Below are 25,643 nucleotides of genomic sequence, written 5' to 3'. Positions count from 1 at the left end.
TGAATCTGTTGCGCCTCAACACCACCAGCAAGGTGGGAATAAAGAACAAAAGACTGATGGCTTCGGCGTCTGACGAGTTTCGGGCGGAAGTGCTCGGATTCATGACGTGACGGTGCGATTGCCCTGCTGGCGGGGGGACGAGGGTCGCGAGTCCGTGCTTGATTGTGCCGGCACGATTGGCTAGCCTGCGGTAAAACTTATTACCGAGGCACCGGCCATGCCTGCCCCCACAAGCGCTGTTCCGTTGCGCAGACCGATTGGGCCATGGGTCGGGTTGATGGCTGTCCTGCTGCTGGTCGCCGGGGTGATGACCTCTGGCGTCCAGCGGCTTCACCAGAACGCCCTCAAGGTCGAGCGGGACCGCCTGGCCCATCAGACCAAAAACCTCGAGGAGCGCCTCGCGATCCATCTGCAGGCGGTCAGCAACGCCCTCGACAGCCTGCGGGAACCCCTGAGTTCGGGCCGGCCCTTTGCCCGTGTGGAGCAGGCCCTTGTCGAGCGACTCAATGCCCTTGTCGCCGCGATGCCGTTCGTGCGCACGCTGGTGGTGGTCGATGCGGATGGCAATGTGCTCGCCAGCAACCAGCCTGCCCTGCGCGGCCGCAACTTCAGGGGTTCCGAGCGCTACGACACCCTCAGCCGGGACGCGGACCCGGACACCTTGTATGTTTCGCCGCCTTTCCAGACCGTCCTCAACAATTTTTCCTACAGCCTGGGCAAGGTGATCCGGACCCCGCAGCGGAAGTTTGCCGGCTATGTGCTGGCCATTCCGGACCCGTACTTCATGGGCCTGCTGATGGATGCGGCGATGTACGCCCCGGCAATGAAGGGTGCGCTGGTCCACGGCGACGGCCAACTGGTGATCGGGCTGCCGGAGCTCGAGAACGCCGGCGAGGGGCGCGATGCGCGTTTCGACGGCCTGCTGACAAGGTATCTGCGCAGCGGGCAGCGCGCCGCCGTGGTCACCGAGGCGACGGCCGCGGGCGGCGGGGAGGTGCTGGCGGCCTTCGCCACCGTACGGCCGCGGGTCACGGCGGCCGACAAGCCGCTGATCCTGCTCCTCATGCGCGACAGGCAGGTGATCGAGCAGCCGGTGCGCCAGGAGGCCGTGTTTCAGCTGGGGGCCCTGGGCGTGCTGGTGGTGCTGGCGAGCGTCGCGCTGTACCTGCTGCAGTCCCGTCGCCTTGCCGAGCTGCGTGCCGAGCGGGCCCACCGGGAGGAGCAGGCCGAGGCCTACCAGCAGACCGTCCTCAGCAAGGAGCGGCTCAAGCTGGCGCTGGAGGCGGCCGGGCTGGCAACCTTCCACTGGGACCTGCAGACCGGGGAACTCGTGTGGTCGCAGGCCTTTCGCGAGCTGTGGGGGTTCTCCGCCGATGTTGGGGGAGCCTATGAAACCTGGGTCAACTCGCTGCACCCGGACGATCGCGCGGCGGCCGAGCGGCAGGTGCAGCAGGCCATGCGGAGCGGCTCGCTGTTCGACACCGAGTACCGCATCATCCGGCCGGACGGCTCGGAGCGCTGGGTCTGCGCCAAGGGGCGCTTCTTCTACGACGACGGCAGGCCGCTGCGCATGGAAGGGGTCGCCGCCGACATCACGCAGCGCAAATCCGCCGAAGCCGAGCTGAGCCGCTACCGCAACCAGCTCGAGCAGCTCGTGGATGATCGCACCCTGGCGCTGAGCCAGGCCCTGCAGCGCCTGTCCCAGGCCGAGAGCATGGCCAAGGCCGGCGCCTACGACTGGAATATCCATACCAACGAGACCACCTGGTCGGAGGGGTTCTACCGCATCTTCGGGCTGGACCGGGCGACCACCGTGGCCAGCTATGATTGCTGGCGGCGCGCGCTGCATCCGGAGGACCGCGACAAGACCGAAGAGCGGCTCCGCGAGGCCTGCGCCCGGGGCGATCAGTACCATCAGCAGTACCGGGTGATCTGGCCCGACGGCACGATCCGCTGGATCGAGGGGCAGGGCAATTTCATCATGGACGCTGCCGGCGTGCCCGAGCGGCTGGTCGGCTTCTGCATCGACATCACGGAGCGCAAGGCGGCAGAGGAGGCCCTGCTGCGCAGCGAGACCCAGTTCCGCTCGCTCTACGAGTCGATGGACGAAGGTGTGGCCATCTACCGGATGCTCTACGACGACAAGCGCGTGCCCTACGACTACGTGGTGACGGGCGCCAACCCGGCCTTCGAGCGGGAGACCGGGCTGCGGCGCGAGGACGTGGTGGGGCGCAAGGCGAGCGAGATCTTTCCGTCCGGGCCGCCGATCTACCTGGAGCAGTGCGCCGCGGTGGTCAGGACCGGGGTCTCCGTCCGTTTCGAGGATTATCTGGCGCCGCTGGGACGCTTCCTGCTGCTGTCCCTGTGCAAGCTGTCGGAGGACCAGTTCTTTGCCGTCATCTCGGATGTCTCGGAGCGCGTCGCGGCCGAGCGCAGGCTGCGGGAAAACATGGCCTTGCTGCAGGTGGCGCAGAACGCCGCCGACATCGGCGTCTGGTCGTGGGAGATCGACAGCGGCAAGCTGGATTGGGACGAGCGGCTCATGGCGTGGTACGAGGTGCCGGAGGCGGTGCGCGCCAGCGGGCTCTTCTACGCCTTCTGGACGCAGCGCGTGCACCCCGACGACGCGGCCAAGGCGGAGGCCGTGCTGCGGGCGGCGGTGCAGGAGAACAAGCCCTACGAATCCGAGTTCCGCCTGTTGCTGCCGGGGGGGCGGGTGCGCTACATCCACACCTCGGGGGTCGTCGAGTGCGACGGACGGGGCAAGCCCTGGCGTGTGGTCGGCGTCAATCGGGACGTGACCGCGCAGCGGCTCTACGAAGCCAGGCTCGAGGCGGCCAATGCCGCCAAGTCGGAGTTTCTGGCCAACATCGGCCACGAGATCCGGACGCCGATGAACTCGATCATCGGCTTCACCGAGCTGACGCTGGAGGGCGAGCTGAGCGAGCCGCAGCGCAGGAACCTCACCACCGTCCGGGCGGCGGCGCGCTCGCTGCTGCACCTCATCAACGATCTCCTCGACCTGTCGAAGATCGAGGCCGGCCAGCTGCAGGTCAACCGCGCGCCCTTCCTGCTGCAGACCGTGCTCGACGAGGTGCAGGACCTGTTCGCCCTGAGCCTGCAGCAGAAGGGGCTGCGTTTCGGGATGTCCATTGCCGCCGGCCTGCCCGAGTGGTTCAGCGCCGACGATCTGCGGCTGCGGCAGGTGCTGGTCAATCTGATGGGCAACGCGGTGAAGTTCACCGAGCACGGCGAGATTCACCTGGACGTGGGGATGGACCCGTCGCCGCATCCCCGCCCGCGCCTGCGCTTCGCGCTCCACGATACGGGCATCGGCATCGCGCCCGGCCAGACCGAGCATCTCTTCGAGCGTTTTACCCAGGCCGATGGTTCGACCACCCGGCGTTATGGCGGCACGGGCCTCGGGCTGGCCATCTCCCGGCGACTGGTCGAGCTGATGGGCGGCAGCATCGAGGTGGACAGCCAGATGGGGCAGGGCACGACCTTCGTGTTCACGATCGAGGCCGATCCGGTGCCCGGCGGCGAAGGGCTTCCGGTGACGGCCCCGGCGGCCGGGGTCGAGCCGCCGGCCGCCGACGATGGCGATGGCGCGGCGGCGGCCATTACCGGGTTGCCGCCCGACACCGTCGACCGGGCGGCCCTGCTCGCCCGCCTGGCCCGGCTCGATGAACAGCTCGCCAACGGGCAATATGCGGCCCGCCAGGCCAGCGCCGAGATCGACATCCTGCTGAAGGCCGGTCCGCTGGCCGCCAGCTACCAGCCCATCCACGCCGCCGTCGTCGAGCTGCGCTTCGAGGCGGCCCGGGCCGCCTTGTCCCGCCTCATGGCGTTACTGAAAAATGAATGACATGACTCCCTCCGCCCGCGTCCTCATCGTCGACGACGTGCCCAACAACATCGACGTGCTCGCCAGCGCCCTGGGCGGCGATTACGAGATCAGCGTCAGCACCTCCGGCACCGTGGCCCTTGAGCTCGTCGAGCGCCAGCGGCCGGACCTGATCCTGCTCGACGTGATGATGCCGGGCATGAACGGCTTCGAGGTGATGGAGCGCCTCAAGGCCGGCGCCAGAACCCGATCCATCCCGGTGATTTTCGTGACTGCCAGGGCCGACGCTGCAAGCGAGACCGCGGCCCTCGAGGCCGGCGCCGTGGATTTCATTCACAAGCCGATCAACCCGTCGGTGGTGCGCGCCCGGGTGCGGCATCAGCTGGAGCTGGCCCGCTATCGCGCCCACCTCGAGGCGCTGTTGGACATCCGGACCAAGGCCCTCGCGGAGCAGCGCGACCGGGCTGAGGCGGCCTGCCGCGCCAAGAGCGCCTTCCTGGCGAACATGAGCCACGAGCTCCGCACCCCCCCTGCATCAGGTGATCGGGCTGGCCGATCTGTTGGCCGGCCGGATGAGCGACGAGACCGCGGCCCGCCGCCTCGATATCATCCGGAAGAGCAGCCAGGGCCTGCTTGGCCTGCTGTCGGGCCTGCTCGACATCGCCCAGACGGAAGCCCGGAGCCTTCAACTGGAGCCGCGGGATTTCGATCTCCGCGGCCTGCTCGAGGACGTCGTCCAGCCCGCGCGGCTGGCGGCCGGGCGGCGGGGGTTGGCCCTGACGCTGGTGTGTGACATCGGCGAGCCGGCCATCCTCAACGGCGATGCCCGGCTGCTGCGGAAGATCCTCGAACAGCTGCTGAGCAACGCGGTGAAGTTTTCGGAGCGGGGGACCATCACCCTCCGCGCCTGGGTTGTGCCCGACGCCCCCGGCAAGGTCGCGCTCCGCTTCGAGGTCCGCGACGAGGGCATCGGCATGACCGCCGAGGTCCAGGAGGGGCTGTTCCGGCTTTTCAACCAGGGAGACAACTCCCTGACCCGCCGCTATGGCGGCACCGGCTGTGGCCTGATGCTGTGCAAGCGCCTGCTGGCGCTGATGGGCGGCGAGCTGCATTACGACACCACGCCGGGCCAGGGCAGCACCTTCACGGTGAGCCTGCAGCTGGGTCCCGGCGACGTCGCCGCCTTCAGGGATGGCCTGACCCGGGCGGCGGAGCGCAGGCAGTGCCTCGCCCTGCTGGCCGACCTGCTCGCCCGCCACGATCCCGACGCGATGATCCTGCTCGACGACAACCGGGAATGGCTGCGCGCCACCCTGGGGCCGGATGCCGAAGCCTTCGAGACGGCGGTCTATTGCCTGCGTTTCGACACCGCCAGCCAGCTGCTGGCCCGGTTGAATCTCCCGGAGGCGGCGTCCGGCGCGGCCTAGAAGCGGTGGCTGAGGGTGAGCCGCAGGCTCCGGGGCTCGGTGGGGTGCAGGTGGCGATCGAACACCGGCGCGGTTTCGCCCGGTAGTTGGGAGGCGTAGCCGTATTCGATGTCGTTGGCCCGGCGGTCGAACAGGTTGTAGATGTCCAGCGTGAGTTGCGTGCGCGGGTCGAACCGGTGGCCGACGCGGAGGTTGGCGAGGGCCGAGGCCCGCGATCGCATCGAGCCGTCCTCGGTGAGCGGTCGCGGCCCGACGTAGCGTAGCCGCGCTGCGCCGAACCACGGGCCGAGGTGGGCCACCGTGAGGCCCAGATTGGCGGTGGTGCTCACCGCGCCGGGGATGTGCCGGCCTTCCGGGGCGCGGTCCGTGAAGCGCGCGTGGGACCCGCTCAGGTCGGCGTCCACGGCCAGCCAGTCGGTGGGCGTGTAGAGGTTGGTCCACTCCAGCCCGTGGCGGCGGGACGGGCGGGACGGCTCGGTGGTGCCGGCGTCGCCCACGAAGAGCAGCTCCGAGGCCGCCTCCAGCTGCCACAGCGTGAGGGTTGACTGCCAGCCCGGCAGGGGCGCGCCGCGCAGGCCGAGCTCGCGGCCCCGGGTGCGTACCAGCGGATCCACCCGGGCGGCGCTGGCGCCCGGATTGGCCGGGTCGACCCGGATGGTGGTGCCGCGGGCGTCGTTGGAATGGAAGCCGTGGCCGTAGTTGAGGTACAGCTCGGTTCCACGCCAGGGGCCAAGGATCAGCGCCAGCTTGGGCGTCACCAGCTGGCCGCTGGCCGTGCCGGCGTTGGCGGCGGTGCTGGCGTCGACCCTGAAATCGAAGGCGTCGGCGCGCAGCCCCTGGATCGAGCGCAGCCAGGAGGTCCACCGCGTCTCGTTGTGCGCCCACAGCGCCAGGCTGCGCTGGGTGACCGCGTCTTCGCGCACGTTGGCGTAGGTGTCGCGGGCGCGGCTGGCGTAGAGGCCGATCGGGCCGATCCGGTCGACGCGGCCCTGCAGGCCGATGGTGTTCTCGAGCTCGATGCCGGCCCAGCGGCCATACAGGGTGTGGGAGACGTCGAAGCCGCCGGCGTGGCGGCGCTCGCTCTGCCGGAACTGGTCGCCGGTGGCGCAGCTGCCGCTGGCGGCGTAGTCGCCGAGGCAGTACTGGAAGTTGGACCACAGATCGAGGCTGGACCGCAGCCACCAGGTCGTGGCCCGGGTCTGGCTGGCGTCGCCGCGTCCGGCCCATTCGGCCGCCAGGCTGTGGCGCAGGCTCCTGCCGCCGGTGGTCGGGTCGAGGCTGCCGAAGCGGCCTACGGTGCCGCTGTCGATGGCCCGCTGGGGGATCTGGTCGGTCGAGGTCCAGCGGCCCTGATAGGCCATGCCGGTGATCGAGAAGCCGTCGAGGCGCGTCCCCTGGCTGTAGCGCAGCACGCCGTTGAGCTTGCGGTAGTTTTCGGGGACGTCCCACGGCCCGTCGTTGTGGAACAGCTCGACGCCATACAGCAGCCGGCCGTCACCCAGCGCCGGCGAGCCGGCCAGCAGGCCGCGCCGATGGCCGCCCTGACCGGCGGTCAATTGGGCCAGGGGGCCGTTCAGCCTGCGGAAGTAGTCGATGTGGGCGGCGCCGGCCGAGGAAAAATCGCCCTCGTCGGCGTAGTAGGGGCCCTTGCGGAAACGCACCTGCTCGATCAGCTCGGGGATCAGGAAGTTGAGGTCGGTGTAGCCCTGGCCGTGGGCGTGGGTCGGCATGTTGACCGGCACGCCGCCCACGGAGGTGGCGAAATCGGTGCCGTGGTCGAGATTGAAGCCGCGCAGGAAATACTGGTTGGCCTTGCCGTCGCCCGCGTGCTGGGTGACGATCAGCCCGGGCACCATCTCCAGCGCCTCGCCGGGCCGCAGGATGGGCAGCGCGGCGAGGCGCTGGCTGGACACCACGCCCTCGCTGGCGGCGGTGGCGATCCCTTCGAGGTTCTCGGCCCGGGCGCGGACCTCCACCGCGGTGAGTTCGGCCGGCCCCTGCGCCCCGGCCAGCCCCGAGGCCAGCACGAGGCATGAACAGATCAAGGTGTTTCCTGGTCGCATCGCACAAAACGCCGGATGTCCGGCCTCCAACGCCATCCTTTTCATCGACGCCGGCAGCTTAGCAGCCCGCTTCGTTCCGCTCCCTACGCAAGAGTGCGTAGGCGCGGCAATGCGCATGGAGCACGCTGGCCATTGAGCTTTGCGGCCTCAAGAGGGACAATCCCGCCGTGACCTTCCGCAAGCTGATCGCCTTCCTCGTCGGACTCTGTGTGTTGCTGGCCCCGGTGCTGAGCAACGCCGCCCTGCCCATGCCGTCGCCGATGGTGCACGCCGATGGCCACGGTGCGGACTGCCACGGGCTGGCGCCCCAGGGCGACGACGCGGATCAGCCGGGTACCCATGCGCCGGCTTCCAAGGCGTCCCACAGCTGCTGCTTCAATTTTGTCGGCATCCTGCCGGCCGCGGATCCGCTGCCGCCTCCCCACGGGGCGGGGGCGCGCATACCGTTCAGCCCCAGGCTGGGGCTGGCGTTCCGGATGGAAGGCGTCTACCGGCCTCCCTGGCAAGTCTCCTGACTGGCGCAATCCCAATCGGGCCCGCGGAAGACCCGCGGGCTCCCATGCCCTTTCCGGAGACATCAAATGAACATGACCCACTACATGGAGCTCCTGGCGGACAATCAGCCGTGGAACCTCCTGATTTTCATGGCGATTCCCGTCGTCCTCGCCGAAACCGTCGCCATCACCGAGCTCTACATCCTGTACACGCGCAAGTTCGGCGGCTGGGTGCGCACCGTCAACCGGACAGCCGGCGTGCTGGTCGGCCTCTACTTCATCGGGATCATCGGCTACCTGATGTCGAATGCCGTCATCCCGATCACCAGGGCGGGCGAGTGGCGCACCATCCTCGACGTGATCGCCGTGGCCACCTACCTGATCGGCGGGGTGCCGATGATCCTCATCGCCCTGCTGGAGCTGGGCATCCTCCACCGGGGGGCCAGCGAGGAGAAGAAGCTCGGCTTCCATGCCATCTATGTGGCCTGCTTCCTGGTGTTTGCCCACGTGGCGATGATCGCCGGCATGGCCGACCCCGGCCTGCTCGGCTATCAGGGCGGGATGTCCCACGGGACGCCCGCCGGCCAGCATGTCATGCCCGACGGTACGGTGATGGACGGCGCCATGCCCCCGGCCCACGACCATGGGGCCCACAGGTAAGCCCGGCCGCTGATCAGCAACCCCGCTCCGGCGGGGTTTTTTACGGGAGCGCAGCCGGGCCCGGGCTCGCCCGCCGCTTCCGAGCCGGAGGCGGCGTTGCCATACGTCCATAAGCCCACCTCAATCCGGCCTTGATGCAGAGAAGCGTTTTTCAAGCTGTGATGAGGCGGTTGCGGCCGGTTAGGGGGGACGACAAATGAGTATACTACCCAAAGATGGCACTCTCATTGAGAGAGTGCCAATCTAGTACTAAAGTTATAGATTGCCATGTGGTAGATTGGCGCCAAGTTCAGTTTTTTGGTTGGCAAGAACGGTGCTCGCCAACATCATCTGAGCTTTTTATACACACTTAAATCCCACCTACTCACTACTAAAAGTAGTAAAAATTTTTTTATTGAGAACTATTGATTTTTTTAACTATATGTTTTTAAAAAGATAAATTTTTTTGTAAAAAGTACGGACTCATGTAGGCTATTAGCTTACAAGTCGAAAGGAATTTTCGTCTGGGCTCACAGATCTAGACAGGAGGATGAAAACGCCGGTTAAAACACATAAAATACCAAAAAAATATATTTTTGGCATCCAAAGGCATGGGTGTGAGGAGTTTTTTCGCTGATCGAATGCAGCTTGGGGCGCTAGTTTGTAAGGAGCGATGCTTGAAGGTTGTGCGGTCGAGGGTGAGAGCTCGACCGCACCGAGGTGAAAAGACCCCAGAACAGGCTCCTGGGGTCTCTCTTGATCGCTTTTTTGACGAAAGCATTGAGATTGTATGGTCACAGCCATACGTTCTCAAGCTTGATCAGAGTTCTGTGTCCGAGCCTTCCACGTGGAGACCAACTTGGTTCAGTTGAACCTCTTTGGCCCCTCGACTGAGGAGGGAACCGTCATCTACACGATGACGATCCGTCTGAAGAACGGGAAGGTGGTGCGGCGACCGAATGGACGACCGTTCCGCATCGTGCTGGGGACCAAGACCCAAAAACAGCGTCGGTTTTGATGCCTAGCAGTCGGTGCCATTCACATGTGGCACCGACTTTCTGATGATTAACTCATACGAGGACACATCTCTTGTCACTTAGTAATACTGAAATCCGCTACTACGACAGCAATGTGCTGCGGTTGCCTGCGGACAAGCGCAAGGAATATCACCTGCAAGTTGATCGGCTAGTTAGCGCGCTCACCAAGCGAGTGCACGAGCAGAGCGACATCAAGATCACTAAGGTCGTGAAGGCGGGTTCATTCGCCAAGTACACAATCTTGCGCAAGACAAACGAGGATCCCGTCGACGTCGATGTCGTCTTCTACATTTCTGGTCGCAACGTAGACCAAGAGAGCTTGGCCAGCCTGACCCAGCTCATCTACGACGCACTGATCAAGTTGTACCCCAACAAATCGGTGGAAGACTTCGAGATCCAGCGAAAGGCTGCGACCGTTACTTTTGCCGGTACTGGCTTGAGCGTGGATATCGTTCCGGTCATTGAAGATCCGTCCCGTGCTGGGTATGGCTGGCAGTTCGACATCCATGATGGAGCCAAGGTGCAGACCTGTGCACCTTGCCAGATCAAGTTCGTGAGTGATCGTAAAGTCATAGATCCAGATTTCAGGACACTCGTGCGTCTCGCAAAGAAATGGCGCAACCGGATCGAGTTGAAACCGCTTAAATCCTTCGCTATCGAACTGATCTTGGCGCATGTATTGGAAAAAAATGGCAAGAAGAGCTCGATCGAAGAAAGCTTCAGAGACTTCCTGCTCTACATCGCACAGTCGGAGCTCAAAGAGGTTATCACCTTCCCCGAGAACGGTAGGGTGTTCCCAAGCTTCACCGATCCAGTTGTGATTCTCGACCCTGTCTGCAACAGCAACAACGTTGCCAGCCGTATCACGGAGGCTGAACGTAAAGAGATCGTAGCCTGCGCTTTGAAGGCCTGGGAGACCGCGAACTTTGCATCCGTGGAGGACGACATCGAACTCTGGAAGGAACTCTTCGGGCCACGCTTCAAGGTTGAGGAGGCGGCATGAGTTATACGTATGCCTCAACTGAAACCTACTCGGTCGCGGACATCGAAATCGTCATGCGCCGGGTGACGGCCGATCTTGTCATGATTGCGTCCAGCACGAAGGCAATCACCGAAGCAAAGGCTCGCGATTGGGGGCACGACATCGAGGTCCTGGCCAAATACGGCTATCTGAAGACTGTTGACCTGACCCTGCTAAGTTTTGGTGTTGAGCGGAAGGCAATCCGCTTCGAGGTAAGCACGGCCTCCGGCGAGATGATGATGAGTCGCCCCGGCGGCGTGATGTGGCCACAACTACCGAGCTCTGAGTTGCGAATCGTTCTGTCGTACACCCAAGCTTACGACGACGCGGCGAGAGGAAAGATATCTCCGAGGCTCAAGGTCAACTGGGTCCCCTCTAAAGTCGACCTCAGCCACTCGACTCTTACCGCCAGTGCTAATCGTGACTACGTCAGCAACGGCTATGGCATGCAGCGTAAGGACTTCAGTCTATGACTCAGCCCAACATCTTCGACGCCAAAACTCCCCTCCCTGATGCACCGCTTGCCGCGCGCGAGAAAACACTGCTCGGCTTCAACGCGCGGTATCGGAAGATACACGACCAGTTGCGGCTACTTCTTAACCTCGGGGAGTTGGAGAACTGGAGCAAGGCCCAACACAAGAAAAAGTTGCTGCTGTGCGACCTAGTCGCCGAGCAGTACCCGCTTGTGATCTTCCATGGTGACGTGGGCACCGGAAAAACCGCCATGGCAGAGTGCATCGCCAACCGGCTGGCCAAGGAGTCGCGCACCGAGGACGCCCTACTGTTCAAGCTGAGTAATCGAGTTCGCGGTAGCGGTAAAGTTGGAGAGATGGGTACCCTGCTCACCCAAGCCTTTCACGAAGTCGTGCAGGCAGCTGGCAGGGGACGCCGTGCCTTCCTGATCATCGACGAGGGGGATTCGCTGGCTGCATCGCGCACCCAGGAACATAGCCATCATGAGGACAAAGTGGCCGTGAATACGCTGATCCAGGGCGTCGATGACCTCCGCCGCTTTGGCGGTCGTATCGTGGTCTTTCTTTGCACCAACCGCTTGTCCGTGCTCGATCCCGCGTTACGGCGCCGCGCTGCCATTGTCGACGAGTTCACTCGCCCCGATGACAGCGAGCGCGAAGCCTTGTTTAAGATGGATTTGGAAGGCGTCGGCTTAAACGATAACGAGATTCAAGAGTTGGTTTTTGCCACAGGCCCTCACAATAAACAGCCTGGCTGGACCTTCTCTGACATCCGCACTCGTCTGTATCCGGCCGCGCTTGCCCAAGCCTATCCGGATCGCGCGCTGATGCACAAGGATCTTCTTGAGGTTGCAAACGCGCTCAGGCCGTCGCCCGTCATGGAGGACAGGTGATGCGACGCTCTGCGTTGTTTGGCCGCCGCATCCATATCACCGGCAGTGTTGTCGATGATATTAGTCTTGCGACGGGGGCCGAGGTAACTCGGGCTCGGGACTTCGTGAAGGCCTTGATTTTGGAATTGCTCTCAAAGGGAGCTAATTTCGTAATCCCGGTCGACGCAGAAAAGACACGATGCGACGGCAACCCTATTTGCTTTGACTGGCTGGTATGGGATGCCGTCCATAGCAACCTGTCTCGCAGGCCACCTGACGCGCCGGGCCCGCTAGTGATTGCGGTTAAGCACCATAAGAACGAGGCTCAGATACCAGCAGAGTACCGCTCAGTATGGAACGCCATGCGGGCCTCGCCGCAAGTAGAGATCGTAAGTGCTGCGCACTGGAACATGGCCAGCAAGCGGATGGAGGTGCAGGCCCAACATGGTGACATCCTTGTCGCCATCGGCGGCGGTGAAGGTGTCCTGTTCCTCGCCAACCTCTATCATGCCGCCGGCAAGCCTGTGATTCCGCTGAATTTCTGCCTTGGGCCAACAACCACTGGGGCATCGCACCTCTTCGACTTCGGTATATCAGGGAGCAACGCACGACGATTGTTTCAGACCGAGGGACGGAACACACCGCAGAGCTGGCTAAACCGCATCGAGATATATCCGGGTAAGTCAGAGAGAGATAGCGTGCGTGACGTTCTTGACCTTCTTGAAGATTTAGTGCCTCCCAAGGCGTTCGTCGTCAGGCTATTGAATTCAACGCATCCGGACTACAACGACGTCCAAGCCTTCTTCGACACCGTTGTCCAGCCTGTGATGGAAGGCGAGTTGGGCTACAAACTTATCGTCGTTGACGGCAACCAGCCCTACGAACACGCTCGCATTGACGATGAGATATTCAAGAAACTACATCGCAGTAGCGTGGTTCTTGCGGACATCACAGGTGCGAGGCCGAACTGCTTCATCGAGTTAGGCTATGCCCTTGGCCGCGGGCTTCCGACAATGTTGACCGCCAAGGCAGGGACGGAGCATCCGTTCGATATCTACTCATTGTCGAGTCACCACTGGCAGAACACTGGTAGCACAGACGACAGAAAAGCGGCGTTCCGCAAGCATTGGGATGCCATCAAGAATCGCCCTCCGCTCATTCCGGTGGATCCCCTCATCCCATGACCCAGAAACGAGAGATTTTCCTGTCGGTAGATGTCGAAACGTCAGGCCCCATCCCTGGTGAGTACAGCATGCTCACAATCGGGGCCTGCAACGTGGACAATCCTGACCAGGTGTTTTCGTGCGAGCTTAAGCCTATCTCGCTTAACGCAGACCCAAAGGCCCTTGCAGTCACAGGGCTCTCTCTCGAGAGGCTCTTCGTTGACGGCTTGCCTCCCGGGATTGCGATGGAGCAGTTTCAGAAGTGGGTGGTCGAGACGTCGGGCAATGACGGAACCCCGGTGTTCGTTGGCCTTAACGCACCGTTTGACTGGTCATTCGTCAACTATTACTTCCACCGATACCTTCAGAACAACCCTTTCGGCTTTACTGCACTAGACGTTAAGGCGCTCTACATGGGGGCTACCGGCTCAAGCTGGGGTGACACGAGGTCCAGCCAGATGGCAGCTCGACTTCATGCTGAATCAAAGAGTGACCACCAAGCATTGCACGATGCTCTTTATCAAGCTGAGTTGTTCCGCTTGATTCGCTGCATGGCCCAGCAGCAGCGTGGCTGACGTTTGCGGATATCGAAAGTCAGAAGCGGACGATCTGCGCCACTGGGGGATGGTCTGTGGTTCCCCCTTGAGCGCTTCGTGCGGCCAACGCCCTGTGCCGACGGGCGCCTGACGCTCTCCCGCGGCCAGTTTGACGCGCTGGTGCTGGGCCTGCCCTAGCATCGGGTTTCGGTGTTCGGGGGCGTTGTGTCGCACTTAGCATACGTGCTCCCCGAGGTGATCTCTCAGGTTTTATTAAAAGATCGTTGAGGCGCCTCAGAAATATTTATCAAAAGTGCTTGCTTTGCTCTGCTTTACGCCGATGGGATGGTTTTGGCGGCGGCGCGGGGGCGATGGCTCAGTGTCCGCTGTTGACACGGATCAACATGAACGTATGATTCAAACGTTCGTTTTATTTGTATCTCTCCCGCTCTTGCGGCGGACTCAAGGGGGTGGCCATGGGCGACGAGGCTTCGAAGAATTCACCGGATACCGCCAGCCGCATCCTCGATGCAGCGGAGGCGCTGTTCATGGAGCATGGCTTCGACGGCACGTCGATGCGCATGATCACCGGCCAGGCCGGGGTCAATCTGGCGGCGATCAACTACCACTTCGGCTCCAAGGAGGGCTTGTTCCAGGGAGTCTTCCGGCGCCGCCTGACCGATCTCAACCGGCGCCGCGTCGCCGAGCTGGACGCCCTCGAGGCCGAGGCGGGCGGGGCGCCCCTCAAGCCGAGCCGCATCGTCGAGGCCTTCTTCGGCACCGCGCTGCGGATGGCGGCCGACGTGGAGGGCGGCGGCCACACCTTCATGCGCCTCCTGGGGCGCACCTACACCGACCCCAACGACTTCGTGCGCCAGTTTCTGGCCGAGGAGTACGCCGAGTGCGTCGACCGCTTCCTGGCCGCGCTGTACCGGGCGCTGCCGGAGGTGGAGCGCACCGAGATCCTGTGGCGCTTCCACTTCATGATGGGCGCGATGTCGTATGCGATCGCCGGCACCGATGCGCTGCAACTTCTGGCCGGTAAGTTCGACGACGAAGACCCGGCCCGGCTGGCGCCGCGGCTGATGAGCTTCTTGCTCGGCGGCCTGCGGGCGCCGCTGGCCTATCCGGACCGCCCGGCGGCCTGAGCCGTAGCACCCGGGCCTGCTTGAGAGGAGATTGCCGATGGCTTCTGGATTCTTGCGAGCGCTGCGCAGCCGCCTGGTGACGGCGCCGATCTTCCGGGCCTTCCGCCGGGCGCAGCCGTCGATGTCCCAGACCGAGAAGGACGCGCTGGAGGCCGGCACCGTGTGGTGGGAGGGCGAGCTGTTCGGCGGGCGGCCCGACTGGCGACGGCTGCTGGCCTTTCCGACGCCCACGCTCAGCGCCGAGGAGCAGCGTTTCCTCGACGTGGAGACCACCGAGCTGTGCCGCCTCACCCGCGACTGGGACTGCACCCAGCGCCAGGACATGCCCGAGCACGTGTGGCGCTACATCCGCGAGCAGGGCTTCCTGGGGATGATCATCCCCCGCGAGTATGGCGGCAAGGGCTTCTCGGCGCTGGCCCACTCGGCGGTGATCACCAAGCTGTCCACCCGCTCGTCGGCGCCGGCGGTGACGGTGATGGTGCCCAACTCCCTCGGCCCGGCCGAGCTGCTGCTGCACTACGGCACCCCGGAGCAGAAGCGCCACTACCTGCCGCGCCTCGCCCGCGGCGACGAGATCCCGGCTTTCGCGCTGACCAGCCCGTGGGCGGGCTCGGACGCGGCCTCGATTCCCGATGCCGGCGTGGTGTGCAGGGGCATGCACCAGGGCCGTGAGGTGCTGGGTATGCGGGTCAGCTTCGACAAGCGCTACATCACGCTGGCGCCGGTGTGCACGGTGTTCGGGCTGGCCTTCCGGCTGTTCGACCCCGAGCGCCTGCTCGGCGGCGCGGAGGACGTGGGCATCACCTGCGCGCTGGTGCCCCGCGACCATCCGGGCGTGGAGATCGGCCGGCGGCATTTTCCGCTCAACGCGGTGTGGATGAACGGGCCGATCCGCGGCAGCGACGTGTTCATGCCCCTCGAGTTCATCATCGGCGGCCCGGCGATGGCCGGCCAGGGCTGGCGGATGCTGATGGAGTGCCTCGCGGCGGGCCGCTCGATCTCGCTGCCGGGCTCCAACACCGGCATGCAGAAGATGACCGCCCGCGCGGTGGGTGCCTATGCACGGGTGCGCTACCAGTTCAAGACCGCGGTGGGCCGCTTCGAGGGCGTCGAGGAGGCGCTGGCGCGCATCGGCGGCAACACCTGGCTGTCGGACGCGGCGCGGGTGATGACCGCCGGCGCCATCGACCTGGGTGAGAAACCCTCGGTGGTGTCGGCGATCGTCAAATACCACGTCACCGAGCGCGCCCGCCAGACGGTGAACGACGGCATGGATGTGATCGGCGGCAAGGGCATCTGCCTGGGGCCGCAGAACTTCCTCGGCCGGGCCTACCAGCAGATCCCGGTGGCGATCACCGTGGAGGGCGCCAACATCCTCACCCGCAGCCTGATCCTCTTCGGCCAGGGCGCGGTGCGCTGCCACCCCTACGTGCTCAAGGAAATGCAGGCCGCGCGGGACGGCGACCTCGCGGCCTTCGACGCGGCCCTGTGGGGGCACGTGGGCTTCACCGCCGGCAATGCGCTGCGGGCGCTGGCGCTGGGACTCACCGGGGCGCGCTTTGCCGCCGTGCCCGCGGAGGTGGCGCCGGAGGCTCGCGATTACTACCGCCAGCTGACCCGCCTGTCGGCGGCCTTCGCCTTCACCGCCGACGTGGCGATGGCCACCCTCGGCGGCTCGCTGAAGCGCCGCGAGAAGCTGTCGGCCCGCCTGGGCGACGTGCTCGCGCTGATGTACCTGGCCTCCGCCGCCCTCAAGCGCTTCGAGGACGAGGGTCGCCCGGCGGCCGACCTGCCGCTGCTCCACTGGGCGCTGCAGGACTGCCTCCACAAGGCCCAGCTGGCCTTCGAGGGGGTGATCGCCAACTTCCCCAATCGCCTCGCCGCCGCACTGCTGCGCCGCTGCGTGGTGTTTCCCCTCGGCAAGCCCTGGGCGCCGCCCTCCGACGCGCTGGGCCAGCAGGTGGCGCGGCTGCTGATCGAGCCTTCGCCCACCCGCGACCGGCTGACCTCCGACGTGTATCTGCCCACCGACCTCGACGAGCCCGTCGGCGCGCTGGAGGCGGCCCTCGCGGCCACCCTCGAGGCCGAGCCCGTCGAGGCCAAGGTGCGCCGGGCGATCAAGGCCGGCGAGTTCAAGCCGGGCCTGCCGTTGGGTGGTGTGGATGGCGTTTACGACCAGGCCCTCGCCGCCGGCGTGATCAGCCGGGCCGAGCACGCGCTCATCAAGCGCCGTGGCGAACTGCGCGACAAAGTGATCCGCGTGGATGACTTCCCCTACGACTTCGGCCTGCGCGCGGCGCTGGCCGACTTGCCCGACCCCCCAAGGCAGCCCGCATGAACCCGCCTGTCTACATCATCGACGGGGCGCGCACGCCCTTTCTCAAGGCGCGCAACGCCCCCGGTCCCTTCGCCGCCGCCGACCTGGCCACCGCCGCCGGCAGCGCGCTGCTGGTCCGCCAGCGCTTCGCCCCCGAACAGCTCGACGAGGTGATCCTCGGCTGCGCCGCGCCGTCGCCGGACGAGGTCAACATCGGCCGCGTCGCCGCCCTGCGCATGGGCTGCGGCATCGGCGTGCAGGGCTGGACGGTGATGCGCAACTGCGCCTCCGGCATGCAGGCCATCGACTCGGCGATGGCCAACCTCCAGCGCGGCCGCTCGCAGCTGGTGCTGGCCGGCGGGGTCGATGCCCTGTCGCGGGCGCCGCTGCTGTTCTCCGAGCCGATGGTGCACGGGTTTGCCGGCTGGATGGCGGCCCGCAGCCTGGGCGAGCGCCTCGCTGTGCTGCGGAAGTTCCGCCTCGGCCACCTGGCGCCGGTGATCGGCATCATGAAGGGCCTCACCGACCCCATCGTCGGCCAGCTGATGGGCCAGACCGCCGAGAACCTGGCCTGGCGTTTCGGCATCACCCGCGACGAGATGGACGCCTTTGCCGTCGACAGCCATCGCCGCGTGGCGGCGGCCCAGGACGCCGGGCATCTTGGCGAGATCGTGCCGCTCATCGACCGGGACGGCAGCGTCTACGCCAGCGACGACGGCCTGCGCCGGGATGCATCCCTGGCCGGCCTCGCCAAGCTCAAGCCCTTCTTCGACAAGAAGTACGGCCGCGTGACCCCCGGCAACAGCTCCCAGATCACCGACGGCGCGGCCTGGCTGGTGCTGGCCTCCGAAGCGGCGGTGGCGCGGCACGGCCTCACCCCGATCGGGCGCATCGTCGACTGCCAGTGGGCGGCCCTGGAGCCCGAGCTGATGGGCCTCGGCCCGGTGCATGCGGCCACGCCGATCCTGCAGCGCCACGGCCTCGGGCTCAATGACCTCGACCTGTGGGAGCTCAACGAAGCCTTCGCCGCCCAGGTGATCGCCTGCCTGCGCGCCTGGCAGGACGACGCCTACTGCCGCGAGCGCCTGGGCCTGCCCGGCGCGCTGGGCGAGATCGATGCGGCCCGGCTCAACATCGACGGCGGTGCGGTGGCGCTGGGCCACCCGGTGGGGGCGAGCGGGGTGCGTATCGTGCTGCATCTGCTGCAGGCCCTGCGCCGCACCGGCGGCAGGCGGGGCATCGCCACGATCTGCATCGGTGGCGGCCTGGGCGGCGCAATGCTGGTGGAGGCCCTGTGATGGCACTGCGACACTGGAAACTCGAACGCGACGCCGACGGCCTCGCCTGGGCCACGCTGGACGTGGCGGACGCAAGCACCAACACCCTGGGCGGCGCGGTGATGGGAGAGCTCGCCGGCCTGCTCGATGAACTCGACCGCCAGCCGCCCAAGGGGCTGGTGATCCGCTCGGGCAAGGCCGCCGGCTTCATCGCCGGCGCCGACATCGACGAATTCTCCCGCATCGACTCGCCCGCCGCCGCCCGCGCGCTGGTGGAGCGGGGCTGGAACCTGTTCAACCGGCTGGCGGCGCTGCCTTACCCGACCCTCGCGCTGGTGCGCGGCCACTGCCTGGGCGGCGGCCTCGAGCTGGCGCTGGCCTGCCGCTACCGCATCGCGGTGGACGAGCCCGCCACCCGGATGGCGCTGCCCGAGGTGATGCTGGGCATTTACCCGGCCTGGGGCGGCATGCTGCGCCTGCCCCGGCTGATTGGCCCGGCGGCGGCCCTCGACCTGATGCTCACCGGCAAGGGCGTCGATGCCCGCAAGGCGAAATGCCTCGGCCTTGCTGACGACTGCGTGCCGCCGCGGGTGATGGACAGCGCCGCCCGCCTCACGCTGTTGTCCGGCCGCGCCCCGCGGGAGCTGCCCCTCATGCAGCGCCTCCTCAACGGCCCGCTGAAGGCCGTCGTGGCCCGCCAGGCACGGCGGCAGACCGCCGCCAAGGTGCGCCCCGGGCATTATCCGGCGCCCTTCGCGATCATCGACATCTGGGCCCGCCACGGCGGCAACGCGCTGGCGGTGCCCGCCGACGCGCCCGCGTCGCTGGAGGCGATCTTCCGCTCGCCCACCGCCAAGAACCTGGTACGGGTGTTCCACCTGCAGGAGCGCCTGAAGGCCTTCGGCAAGGACGCCGACTTTGCGCCGAGGCGGGTGCATGTGGTGGGCGCCGGCGTGATGGGCGGCGACATCGCCGCCGAGTGCGCCCTGCGCGGCATGATCGTGACCCTGCAGGACCAGACCATCGAGCGCATCGCGCCGGCCATCGCCCGGGCCGCGAAGCGCTTCGAGCGCAAGTTCCGCGGCCAGCCGCGGGAGGTGCGCTTCGCCCTCGACCGCCTGATCCCCGACCCGGGCGGCCACGGTGTGGCCCGGGCCGACGTGGTGATCGAGGCGATCTTCGAGAACCTCGAGGCCAAGCGCGCGCTGCTCGCCAGCGTGGAGGCCCGTGCCCGGCCCGACGCGCTGATCGCCTCCAACACCTCCAGCCTGCGCATCGCCGACATCGCCATGGCCCTCGCCGACCCGTCGCGGCTGGTGGGGGTGCATTTCTTCAACCCGGTGGCGATGATGCCGCTGGTCGAGGTGGTGCGCACCGCAGCCAGCGGCGAGGAAGCCTTCGGGCGCGCTGCGGCCTTCGTGCGCAAGCTCGACAAGCTGCCGCTGCCGGTGCGGGACGCGCCGGGCTTCCTGGTCAATGCGGTGCTCGGGCCCTACATGTACGAGGCGCTTCGTTGCGTGGACGAGGGCATCGCCCCCGAGGCCATCGACGCGGCGCTTACCGCCTTCGGCATGCCGATGGGGCCGATCGAGCTGATCGACACCGTCGGCCTCGACATCGCCGTGGCTGCGGGCAAGGCCCTGGCCGGCGCCGAGGCGGTGCTGCCCCGTGCCCTGGCCGACAAGGTGGCCGCTGGCCAGCTCGGCAAGAAGAGCGGGCAGGGCTTCTACCGCTGGGAGGCCGGCAAGGCCCGCAAGGCCGCCGCGCCGGCGGTCCCGGAGGGGCTGGCCCGGCGCATCCTGGCGCCGCTGCTGGCGGCGGCCGACGATTGCGTGGCGAGGGGCGTGGTCGCCGATGCCGACCTGGCCGACGCCGGGGTCATATTCGGCACCGGCTTCGCGCCCTTCACCGGCGGGCCGCTCCATCATTCCCGCGCCGCCGGGGCGGCGGGCCGGTAAGATTCACTGCCACGCGGGGCGCCGGCTGCCCCGAACCGCATCCGCCCGGGGCCCGCGCATCCCCGGCGCTATAAAAAAGCGCGCCACACCTGAGGAGATGCCATGAAAATGAAGACCATTGCCCGCCTGATGCCCCTGCTGGCCGCGGGCCTCGCCAGCGGCCAGGCCGCCGCTGCCGGCTTCCAGCTGCTCGAACAGAACGCCAGCGGCATCGGCAACGCCTACGCCGGCTCGGCCGCGGTGGCCGAGAACGCCAGTACGATCTTCTTCAACCCGGCGGGGATGACCCAGCTGAAGGACCGGGAGGTGTCGGTGGGGCTCTCCCTCGTGCGGCCGACCTTCAAGTTCAAGAATCAGGACTCCAGCGTCGGCGCCTTCAACAACGCGGGCAACGGCGGCGATGCGGGTAGCTGGGCCTTCCTGCCCAATGCTTACATGTCGTGGGCGCTGACCAAGGATGTCTATGCCGGTGTCGGCTTTGGCGCACCGTTCGGGCTGATGACCGAATACAGCAGCCCGTGGGTCGGCGGCGCCCATGCGCTCAAGTTCGACATCAAAACCTACAACATCAACCCGAGCATCGCCTGGCGGGTGAATGAGAAGGTGTCGGTAGGTGCCGGTATCAACTTCCAGCGCATGGAGGTCGAGTATGCCCGGCTGGTATCGTCGTCCGCCGTGCCGCTCCCGCAGGTGATGGCCCTCAACGGAACCCGCGCGACCTTGAGCGCCTCCGACAATAGCTGGGGCTGGAACATCGGCGCGTTGTTCACCCTGAGCCCCAGCACCAAGGTCGGCGTGTCTTACCGCTCGAAGATCAAGCACGAACTGGAGGGCCGCCTGCAGCCGTCGGGCCCCGCCGCCGCCGCGATAGGCACCCGGAGCGCCACGGCGGACGTGGAGCTGCCCGATACCTTCATCCTGTCGGTGGCCCAGAGCCTCAACGATAAGTGGGAGATGCTCGGCGACATCTCGTGGACCGGCTGGAGCAGCATTCCGGCGGTGAACATCGTGCCCTCCACGGGGGACGTCGAGAAGCTCGACACCCGCTTCCGTGACACCTGGCGCTACGCCCTCGGCGCCAACTATCGCCTCAACGACACGGTCAAGCTCAAGTTCGGTGTCGCCTACGACCAGACGCCGGTGCCCGGCGCCCAGCATCGGCTGGTGTCCCTGCCTGACAACAACCGGACCTGGTTTTCCACCGGGGCCCAGTTGAAGCTCGACAAGGATGCCCGGCTTGATCTTGGTGTGGCCTACCTCTTCGTGCCCGAGTCGCACATCGACAACAACCAGAGCACGCCCGCCAATCCCCGGACTGACAAGGGCTACGTGAAGGGTGTTTACGACGCCCGCGTGTGGATCCTCGGCGCCCAGTACTCGATGGCGTTCTGAGCGCCCCCAGGGCCGGGCTCCTCCGAGCCCGCCCCCGTGCAGGGCAAGGCAACCCGGGGCGGCCCCGGGTTGCCTTGAGAGCGATAACGGCCTGCCGGGGCCGGTGCTCCGGCAGGCTGGGCGTCGTCCCAGGCTGCAGGCAACCCGGCCCCCCGGGCCACAAGCAAAGGAGAAACGCGTGAGCAGACTGATCATTCGCAAGGTGGCGGTGCTGGGCGCCGGCGTGATGGGGGCGCAGATCGCCGCCCACTGCGCCAATGCCGGCGTGCCGGTGGTCCTGTTCGACCTGCCGGCGAAGGAGGGCGACCCCAGCGGCATCGCCCGCAAGGCCGTGGACGGCCTCAAGAAGCTCGACCCGGCGCCCCTCGCCACCAAGGACCGGGCCCAGTTCATCGACGTCGCCAACTACGGCGATGGCCTCGAGCAGCTGCGTGGCTGCGACCTGATCGTCGAAGCCATCGCCGAGAAGCTCGAGTGGAAGCTCGACCTCTACGCCAGGGTCGCGCCTTACATCCGCCCGGACGCCATCTTCGCCTCCAACACCTCGGGGCTGTCGATCGCCGCCCTCGACGCGGGCCTGCCCGAGGCCCTGCGCGACCGCTTCTGCGGCATTCACTTCTTCAACCCGCCGCGCTACATGGCGCTGGTCGAGCTGATCGCCACCGCGCGCACCCAGCCGGCGATGCTCGACGACCTGGAAGCCTGGCTCACCACCCGGCTCGGCAAGAGCATCGTCCGCGCCAAGGACACTCCCAACTTCGTCGCCAACCGCATCGGCGTGATGTCGATCGTGGCGGTGATGCACCACACCGCGCGCCTCGGCCTCGGCTTCGACGAGGTCGACGCCCTCACCGGCCCGCTGATCGGCCGCCCCAAGAGTGCCACCTACCGCACTGCCGACGTGGTCGGCCTCGACACCCTGGCCCACGTGGTCGGCACCATGCAGGCCACCCTGGCCGACGACCCCTGGCACGCCTACTTCAAGAACCCCGACTGGCTCGCCGGCCTCATCGCCCAGGGTGCCCTCGGCCAGAAGACCAAGGGCGGCATCTACCGGAAGGACGGCAAGACCATCACCGTGCTCGACCTCGCCAGCCAGGCCTATCGCCCCAGCGCCGGCGAGGTCGCCCCCGAGGTGCTGGCGATCCTCAAGCAGCGCAACCCGGCCGACAAGTTCGCCCAGCTGCGCGCCAGCAGCCACCCGCAGGCGCAGTTTTTGTGGGCGATCTTCCGCGACGTCTTCCACTACTGCGCGGTGCAGCTCGGCGCCATCGCCGACAACGCCCGCGACATCGACCTTGCCATGCGCTGGGGTTTCGGCTGGAGCCAGGGCCCCTTCGAGACCTGGCAGGCCGCCGGCTGGCAAGCCATCGCCGAGGCCATCCGGGCCGACATCGACGCCGGCCTCGCGATGAGCGCCGCGCCGCTGCCCGCCTGGGTCTTCGACGGCCGCCAGGGCGTGCATGCCCCCGCCGGCTCCTGGAGCGCCGCGGAATCCGCCCTCAAGCCGCGGCGGACCCTGCCGGTGTATCGCCGCCAGCTCTACCCCGAGCAGGTGCTCGGCGAAGCCGCGCCCGATGCCGGCCTCACCCTGTGGGAGAACGACGGTGTGCGCCTGTGGTGCCTGCCGGCCCGGGACGCCCGCATCGGCATCGTCTCCTTCAAATCCAAGATGCACGCCATCGGCAACGAGGTGATGGACGGCCTGCTGGAGGCCATCGCCCGCGCCGAGCGCGACCTCGACGGCCTGGTGATCTGGCACGACGCCCCCTTCGCAGTGGGCGCCAACCTACAGCAGGTGGCGGATGCCTGCCAGGCCGGCCAGTTCGACCTCCTCGAAAAGACCGTCGCCCGCTTCCAGCAGGCCGCCATGGCCCTCAGGCATTCCGCGGTGCCCACCGTCGCCGCGGTGCAGGGCATGGCGCTGGGCGGCGGCTGCGAGTTTGCGATGCACGCCAGCCACCGGGTGCTGGCCCTCGAGAGCTACGTGGGCCTCGTCGAGGTGGGGGTCGGCCTGATCCCGGCCGGCGGCGGCAGCAAGGAGCTCGCGCTGCGCGCCGCTGGCATGGCCGCCCGCGCCGCCGGGGGCGACGTGTTCCCCTTCATCCAGAACTTCTTCCAGACCGTCGCGATGGCCACCGTCTCGAAGAGCGCGCTGCAGGCCGTCGAGCTGGGCTTTGCGTTGCCCTCCGACGACATCGTCTTCAACCCCCGCGAGCTGCTGCACGTCGCCCTCCACCGCGCCCGGGCGCTCGCCGAGGCCGGCTGGCAGGCGCCGCCGGTGCAGCGCGCGGTGCCGGTGGCCGGCCGCAATGGCATCGCCACCTGCGAGATGATGCTGATCAACATGCGGGAGGGCGGCTTCATCTCGGCCTGGGATTACCGCGTCGCCAGGGCCGCCGCCACCGCCCTGTGCGGCGGCGAGGTGGACACCAACAGCCGGGTGCCCGAGCAGTGGCTGCTGGATGTGGAGCGCGCGCTCTTCGTCGACCTGCTCAAGACCGAGAAGACCCAGCAACGCATCGTGCACATGCTGGAAACCGGCAAGCCGCTGCGCAACTGAGGGGAGGAGCACCATGAGCAAACAGATCCAGGACGCCTACATCGTCGCCGCCACCCGCACGCCGGTGGCCAAACGCAACGGCATGTTCAAGAGCGTGCGCCCCGACGACATGCTGGCCCACGTGCTGAAGGCCGTCGTCGCCAAGGTGCCGGGCCTCGACCCCACCGAGATCGGCGACGTGGTCGTCGGCTGCGCGATGCCCGAGGCCGAGCAGGGCATGAACGTCGCGCGCATCGGCCTCCTGTTGGCCGGGCTGCCCAACACCGTGCCGGGCATCACCATCAACCGCTTCTGCGCCTCGGGCCTGCAGGCGGTGGCCGACGCCGCGGCGCGCATCCGCCTCGGCGAAGCCGACGTGATGATCGCCGCCGGCACCGAGAGCATGAGCGTGATGCCCCAGATCATGGGCAACAAGATCTCGCTGAACCCGGCGATCTTCGCCCGCGACAAGAACCTCGCCATCGCCTACGGCATGGGCCTCACCGCCGAGAAGGTGGCCGAGCGCTGGCAGATCAGCCGTGCCGACCAGGACGCCTTCGCGGTCGAGTCCAACCGGCGCGCGGTGGCGGCGATCGCCGCCGGCGCCTTCCGGGACGAGATCACGCCCTACCTGGTGAGCAGCTACCAGCCGGGCGAGGGCGGCGCCGTGCGGGTCAGCGAACGCCTGTGCGACACCGACGAAGGCCCGCGGGCGGATGCCTCCCTCGAGACCCTCGGCAAGTTGAAGCCCGTGTTCGCCGCCCGTGGCTCGGTGACCGCCGGCAACAGCTCGCAGATGTCCGACGGCGCCGCAGCGGTGCTGCTGATGTCGGAGGCGGCGGTGAAGCGCTACGGCGTCACCCCGATCGCCCGCTTCCGCAGCTACGCGGTGGCCGGGGTGCCGCCCGAGGTGATGGGCATCGGCCCGGTCGAGGCGATCCCGCGGGCCCTCAAGGCGGCGGGCATCGCGCAGGACGCGCTCGACTGGATTGAGCTCAATGAAGCCTTCGCCGCCCAGGCCCTGGCGGTGGCCCGGCAGCTCGAGCTCGACCCGGCGAAGGTGAACCCCCTCGGCGGCGCGATCGCCCTCGGCCACCCCCTCGGCGCCACCGGGGCGATCCGCACCGCCACCCTGATGAGCGCGATGCAGCGCGGCCAGGCCCGCTACGGGATGATCTCGATGTGCATCGGCACCGGCATGGGTGCGGCGGGGGTGTTCGAGAAGGTGTGACCGCTCCCAGGGCTGGGCTCCGCCCAGCCCGCCCCCCGTGGAAGCAAGGCAACCTGGGGCGGCCCCGCGTATCCTTGAGAGGCGCGGGCGCCGCAGCCGAAGGCGGTGATCGCCGGGCCGCGACCGGCGCTCCTGCTGCTTTTTGCAGCGGCAGCGCGGCTCCAGGCCTTAAAGTCGCAGCCCGGGAGCCCCGGCGTTGATGCTTT

General features: G+C 66.8%; 17 protein-coding genes and 1 pseudogene. 17 read left to right on the top strand and 1 reads right to left on the bottom strand.

Annotated elements, in window-relative coordinates; all coding sequences use genetic code 11:
• The first annotated feature begins 277 nt into the window (after positions 1–277).
• From ACE3OU_RS11110 to ACE3OU_RS11100, 3 genes and pseudogenes are all read left to right on the top strand, one after another.
• Entirely contained in the window at positions 278–3,868 is a 3,591-nt protein-coding gene (locus ACE3OU_RS11110; RefSeq protein WP_374241628.1) for a PAS domain-containing protein, read from the top strand.
• Positions 3,861–4,160 (top strand): annotated as a pseudogene (locus ACE3OU_RS11105) (response regulator); the annotation flags it as partial. The gene ACE3OU_RS11110 and the pseudogene ACE3OU_RS11105, both read left to right, overlap by 8 nt.
• A gap of 259 nt (positions 4,161–4,419) precedes the next feature.
• Positions 4,420–5,274: an ATP-binding protein gene (locus tag ACE3OU_RS11100; RefSeq protein WP_374241627.1), complete on the top strand. Its 855-nt coding sequence runs from the start codon at positions 4,420–4,422 to the stop codon at positions 5,272–5,274.
• On the opposite strand, the gene ACE3OU_RS11095 is transcribed toward ACE3OU_RS11100, so the two are convergent.
• Positions 5,271–7,319 carry a TonB-dependent receptor gene (locus tag ACE3OU_RS11095; RefSeq protein WP_374241626.1) on the bottom strand — a complete coding sequence of 683 codons (2,049 nt, stop codon included), beginning with the start codon at positions 7,317–7,319 and terminating at the stop codon, positions 5,271–5,273. The two genes, ACE3OU_RS11100 and ACE3OU_RS11095, sit on opposite strands and share 4 nt — an antisense overlap.
• A 185-nt stretch (positions 7,320–7,504) precedes the next feature.
• Between ACE3OU_RS11095 and ACE3OU_RS11090 the strand changes: the two genes are divergently transcribed.
• From ACE3OU_RS11090 to ACE3OU_RS11025, 14 genes are all read left to right on the top strand, one after another.
• Entirely contained in the window at positions 7,505–7,852 is a 348-nt protein-coding gene (locus ACE3OU_RS11090; RefSeq protein WP_374241625.1) for a hypothetical protein, read from the top strand.
• Positions 7,853–7,918: 66 nt separating this feature from the next.
• Positions 7,919–8,491, top strand: a complete 573-nt coding sequence (locus tag ACE3OU_RS11085) for a DUF6803 family protein (RefSeq protein ID WP_374241624.1) — start codon at positions 7,919–7,921, stop codon at positions 8,489–8,491.
• 1,068 nt (positions 8,492–9,559) lie between these two features.
• Entirely contained in the window at positions 9,560–10,510 is a 951-nt protein-coding gene (locus tag ACE3OU_RS11080; protein WP_374241623.1) for a CBASS oligonucleotide cyclase, read from the top strand.
• On the top strand, positions 10,507–11,001 hold the full coding sequence (locus tag ACE3OU_RS11075) for a hypothetical protein (protein WP_374241622.1): 495 nt from the start codon (positions 10,507–10,509) through the stop codon (positions 10,999–11,001). The genes ACE3OU_RS11080 and ACE3OU_RS11075 overlap by 4 nt, the downstream gene beginning before the upstream one ends.
• The gene (locus ACE3OU_RS11070) at positions 10,998–11,894 is read left to right on the top strand and encodes an AAA family ATPase (RefSeq protein ID WP_374241621.1); all 897 of its coding nucleotides are present in this window, start codon (positions 10,998–11,000) and stop codon (positions 11,892–11,894) included. The genes ACE3OU_RS11075 and ACE3OU_RS11070 overlap by 4 nt, the downstream gene beginning before the upstream one ends.
• A complete protein-coding gene (locus tag ACE3OU_RS11065; RefSeq protein ID WP_374241620.1) occupies positions 11,894–13,057 on the top strand; it encodes a hypothetical protein in 1,164 nt (387 codons plus the stop codon). Before ACE3OU_RS11070 ends, ACE3OU_RS11065 begins: the two co-directional genes overlap by 1 nt.
• Positions 13,054–13,611, top strand: coding sequence for an exonuclease domain-containing protein (locus ACE3OU_RS11060; RefSeq protein ID WP_374241619.1), 558 nt, complete (start codon positions 13,054–13,056; stop codon positions 13,609–13,611). Before ACE3OU_RS11065 ends, ACE3OU_RS11060 begins: the two co-directional genes overlap by 4 nt.
• Before the next feature lie 437 nt (positions 13,612–14,048).
• Positions 14,049–14,720 (top strand): TetR family transcriptional regulator, encoded by a 672-nt coding sequence (locus ACE3OU_RS11055; RefSeq protein ID WP_374241618.1) that lies wholly within the window; start codon positions 14,049–14,051, stop codon positions 14,718–14,720.
• A 37-nt stretch (positions 14,721–14,757) separates the two neighbouring features.
• Complete coding sequence (locus ACE3OU_RS11050; RefSeq protein ID WP_374241617.1) at positions 14,758–17,058, top strand: acyl-CoA dehydrogenase; 2,301 nt, start codon at positions 14,758–14,760, stop codon at positions 17,056–17,058.
• Positions 17,055–18,335 carry an acetyl-CoA C-acetyltransferase gene (locus ACE3OU_RS11045; protein ID WP_374241616.1) on the top strand — a complete coding sequence of 427 codons (1,281 nt, stop codon included), beginning with the start codon at positions 17,055–17,057 and terminating at the stop codon, positions 18,333–18,335. Before ACE3OU_RS11050 ends, ACE3OU_RS11045 begins: the two co-directional genes overlap by 4 nt.
• Entirely contained in the window at positions 18,335–20,272 is a 1,938-nt protein-coding gene (locus ACE3OU_RS11040) for a 3-hydroxyacyl-CoA dehydrogenase NAD-binding domain-containing protein (RefSeq protein WP_374241615.1), read from the top strand. The genes ACE3OU_RS11045 and ACE3OU_RS11040 overlap by 1 nt, the downstream gene beginning before the upstream one ends.
• Positions 20,273–20,374: 102 nt before the next feature.
• The gene (locus ACE3OU_RS11035) at positions 20,375–21,664 is read left to right on the top strand and encodes an OmpP1/FadL family transporter (protein ID WP_374241614.1); all 1,290 of its coding nucleotides are present in this window, start codon (positions 20,375–20,377) and stop codon (positions 21,662–21,664) included.
• 178 nt (positions 21,665–21,842) lie between these two features.
• Complete coding sequence (locus ACE3OU_RS11030; RefSeq protein WP_374241613.1) at positions 21,843–24,227, top strand: 3-hydroxyacyl-CoA dehydrogenase/enoyl-CoA hydratase family protein; 2,385 nt, start codon at positions 21,843–21,845, stop codon at positions 24,225–24,227.
• Between the two features lie 13 nt (positions 24,228–24,240).
• The gene (locus tag ACE3OU_RS11025) at positions 24,241–25,437 is read left to right on the top strand and encodes an acetyl-CoA C-acyltransferase (protein ID WP_374241612.1); all 1,197 of its coding nucleotides are present in this window, start codon (positions 24,241–24,243) and stop codon (positions 25,435–25,437) included.
• The last annotated feature ends 206 nt before the right edge of the window (positions 25,438–25,643 follow it).

This window comes from Zoogloea sp. (assembly GCF_041908905.1).
GTDB lineage: Bacteria > Pseudomonadota > Gammaproteobacteria > Burkholderiales > Rhodocyclaceae > Zoogloea.
This window is presented reverse-complemented; position numbering and strand designations above follow the sequence as displayed.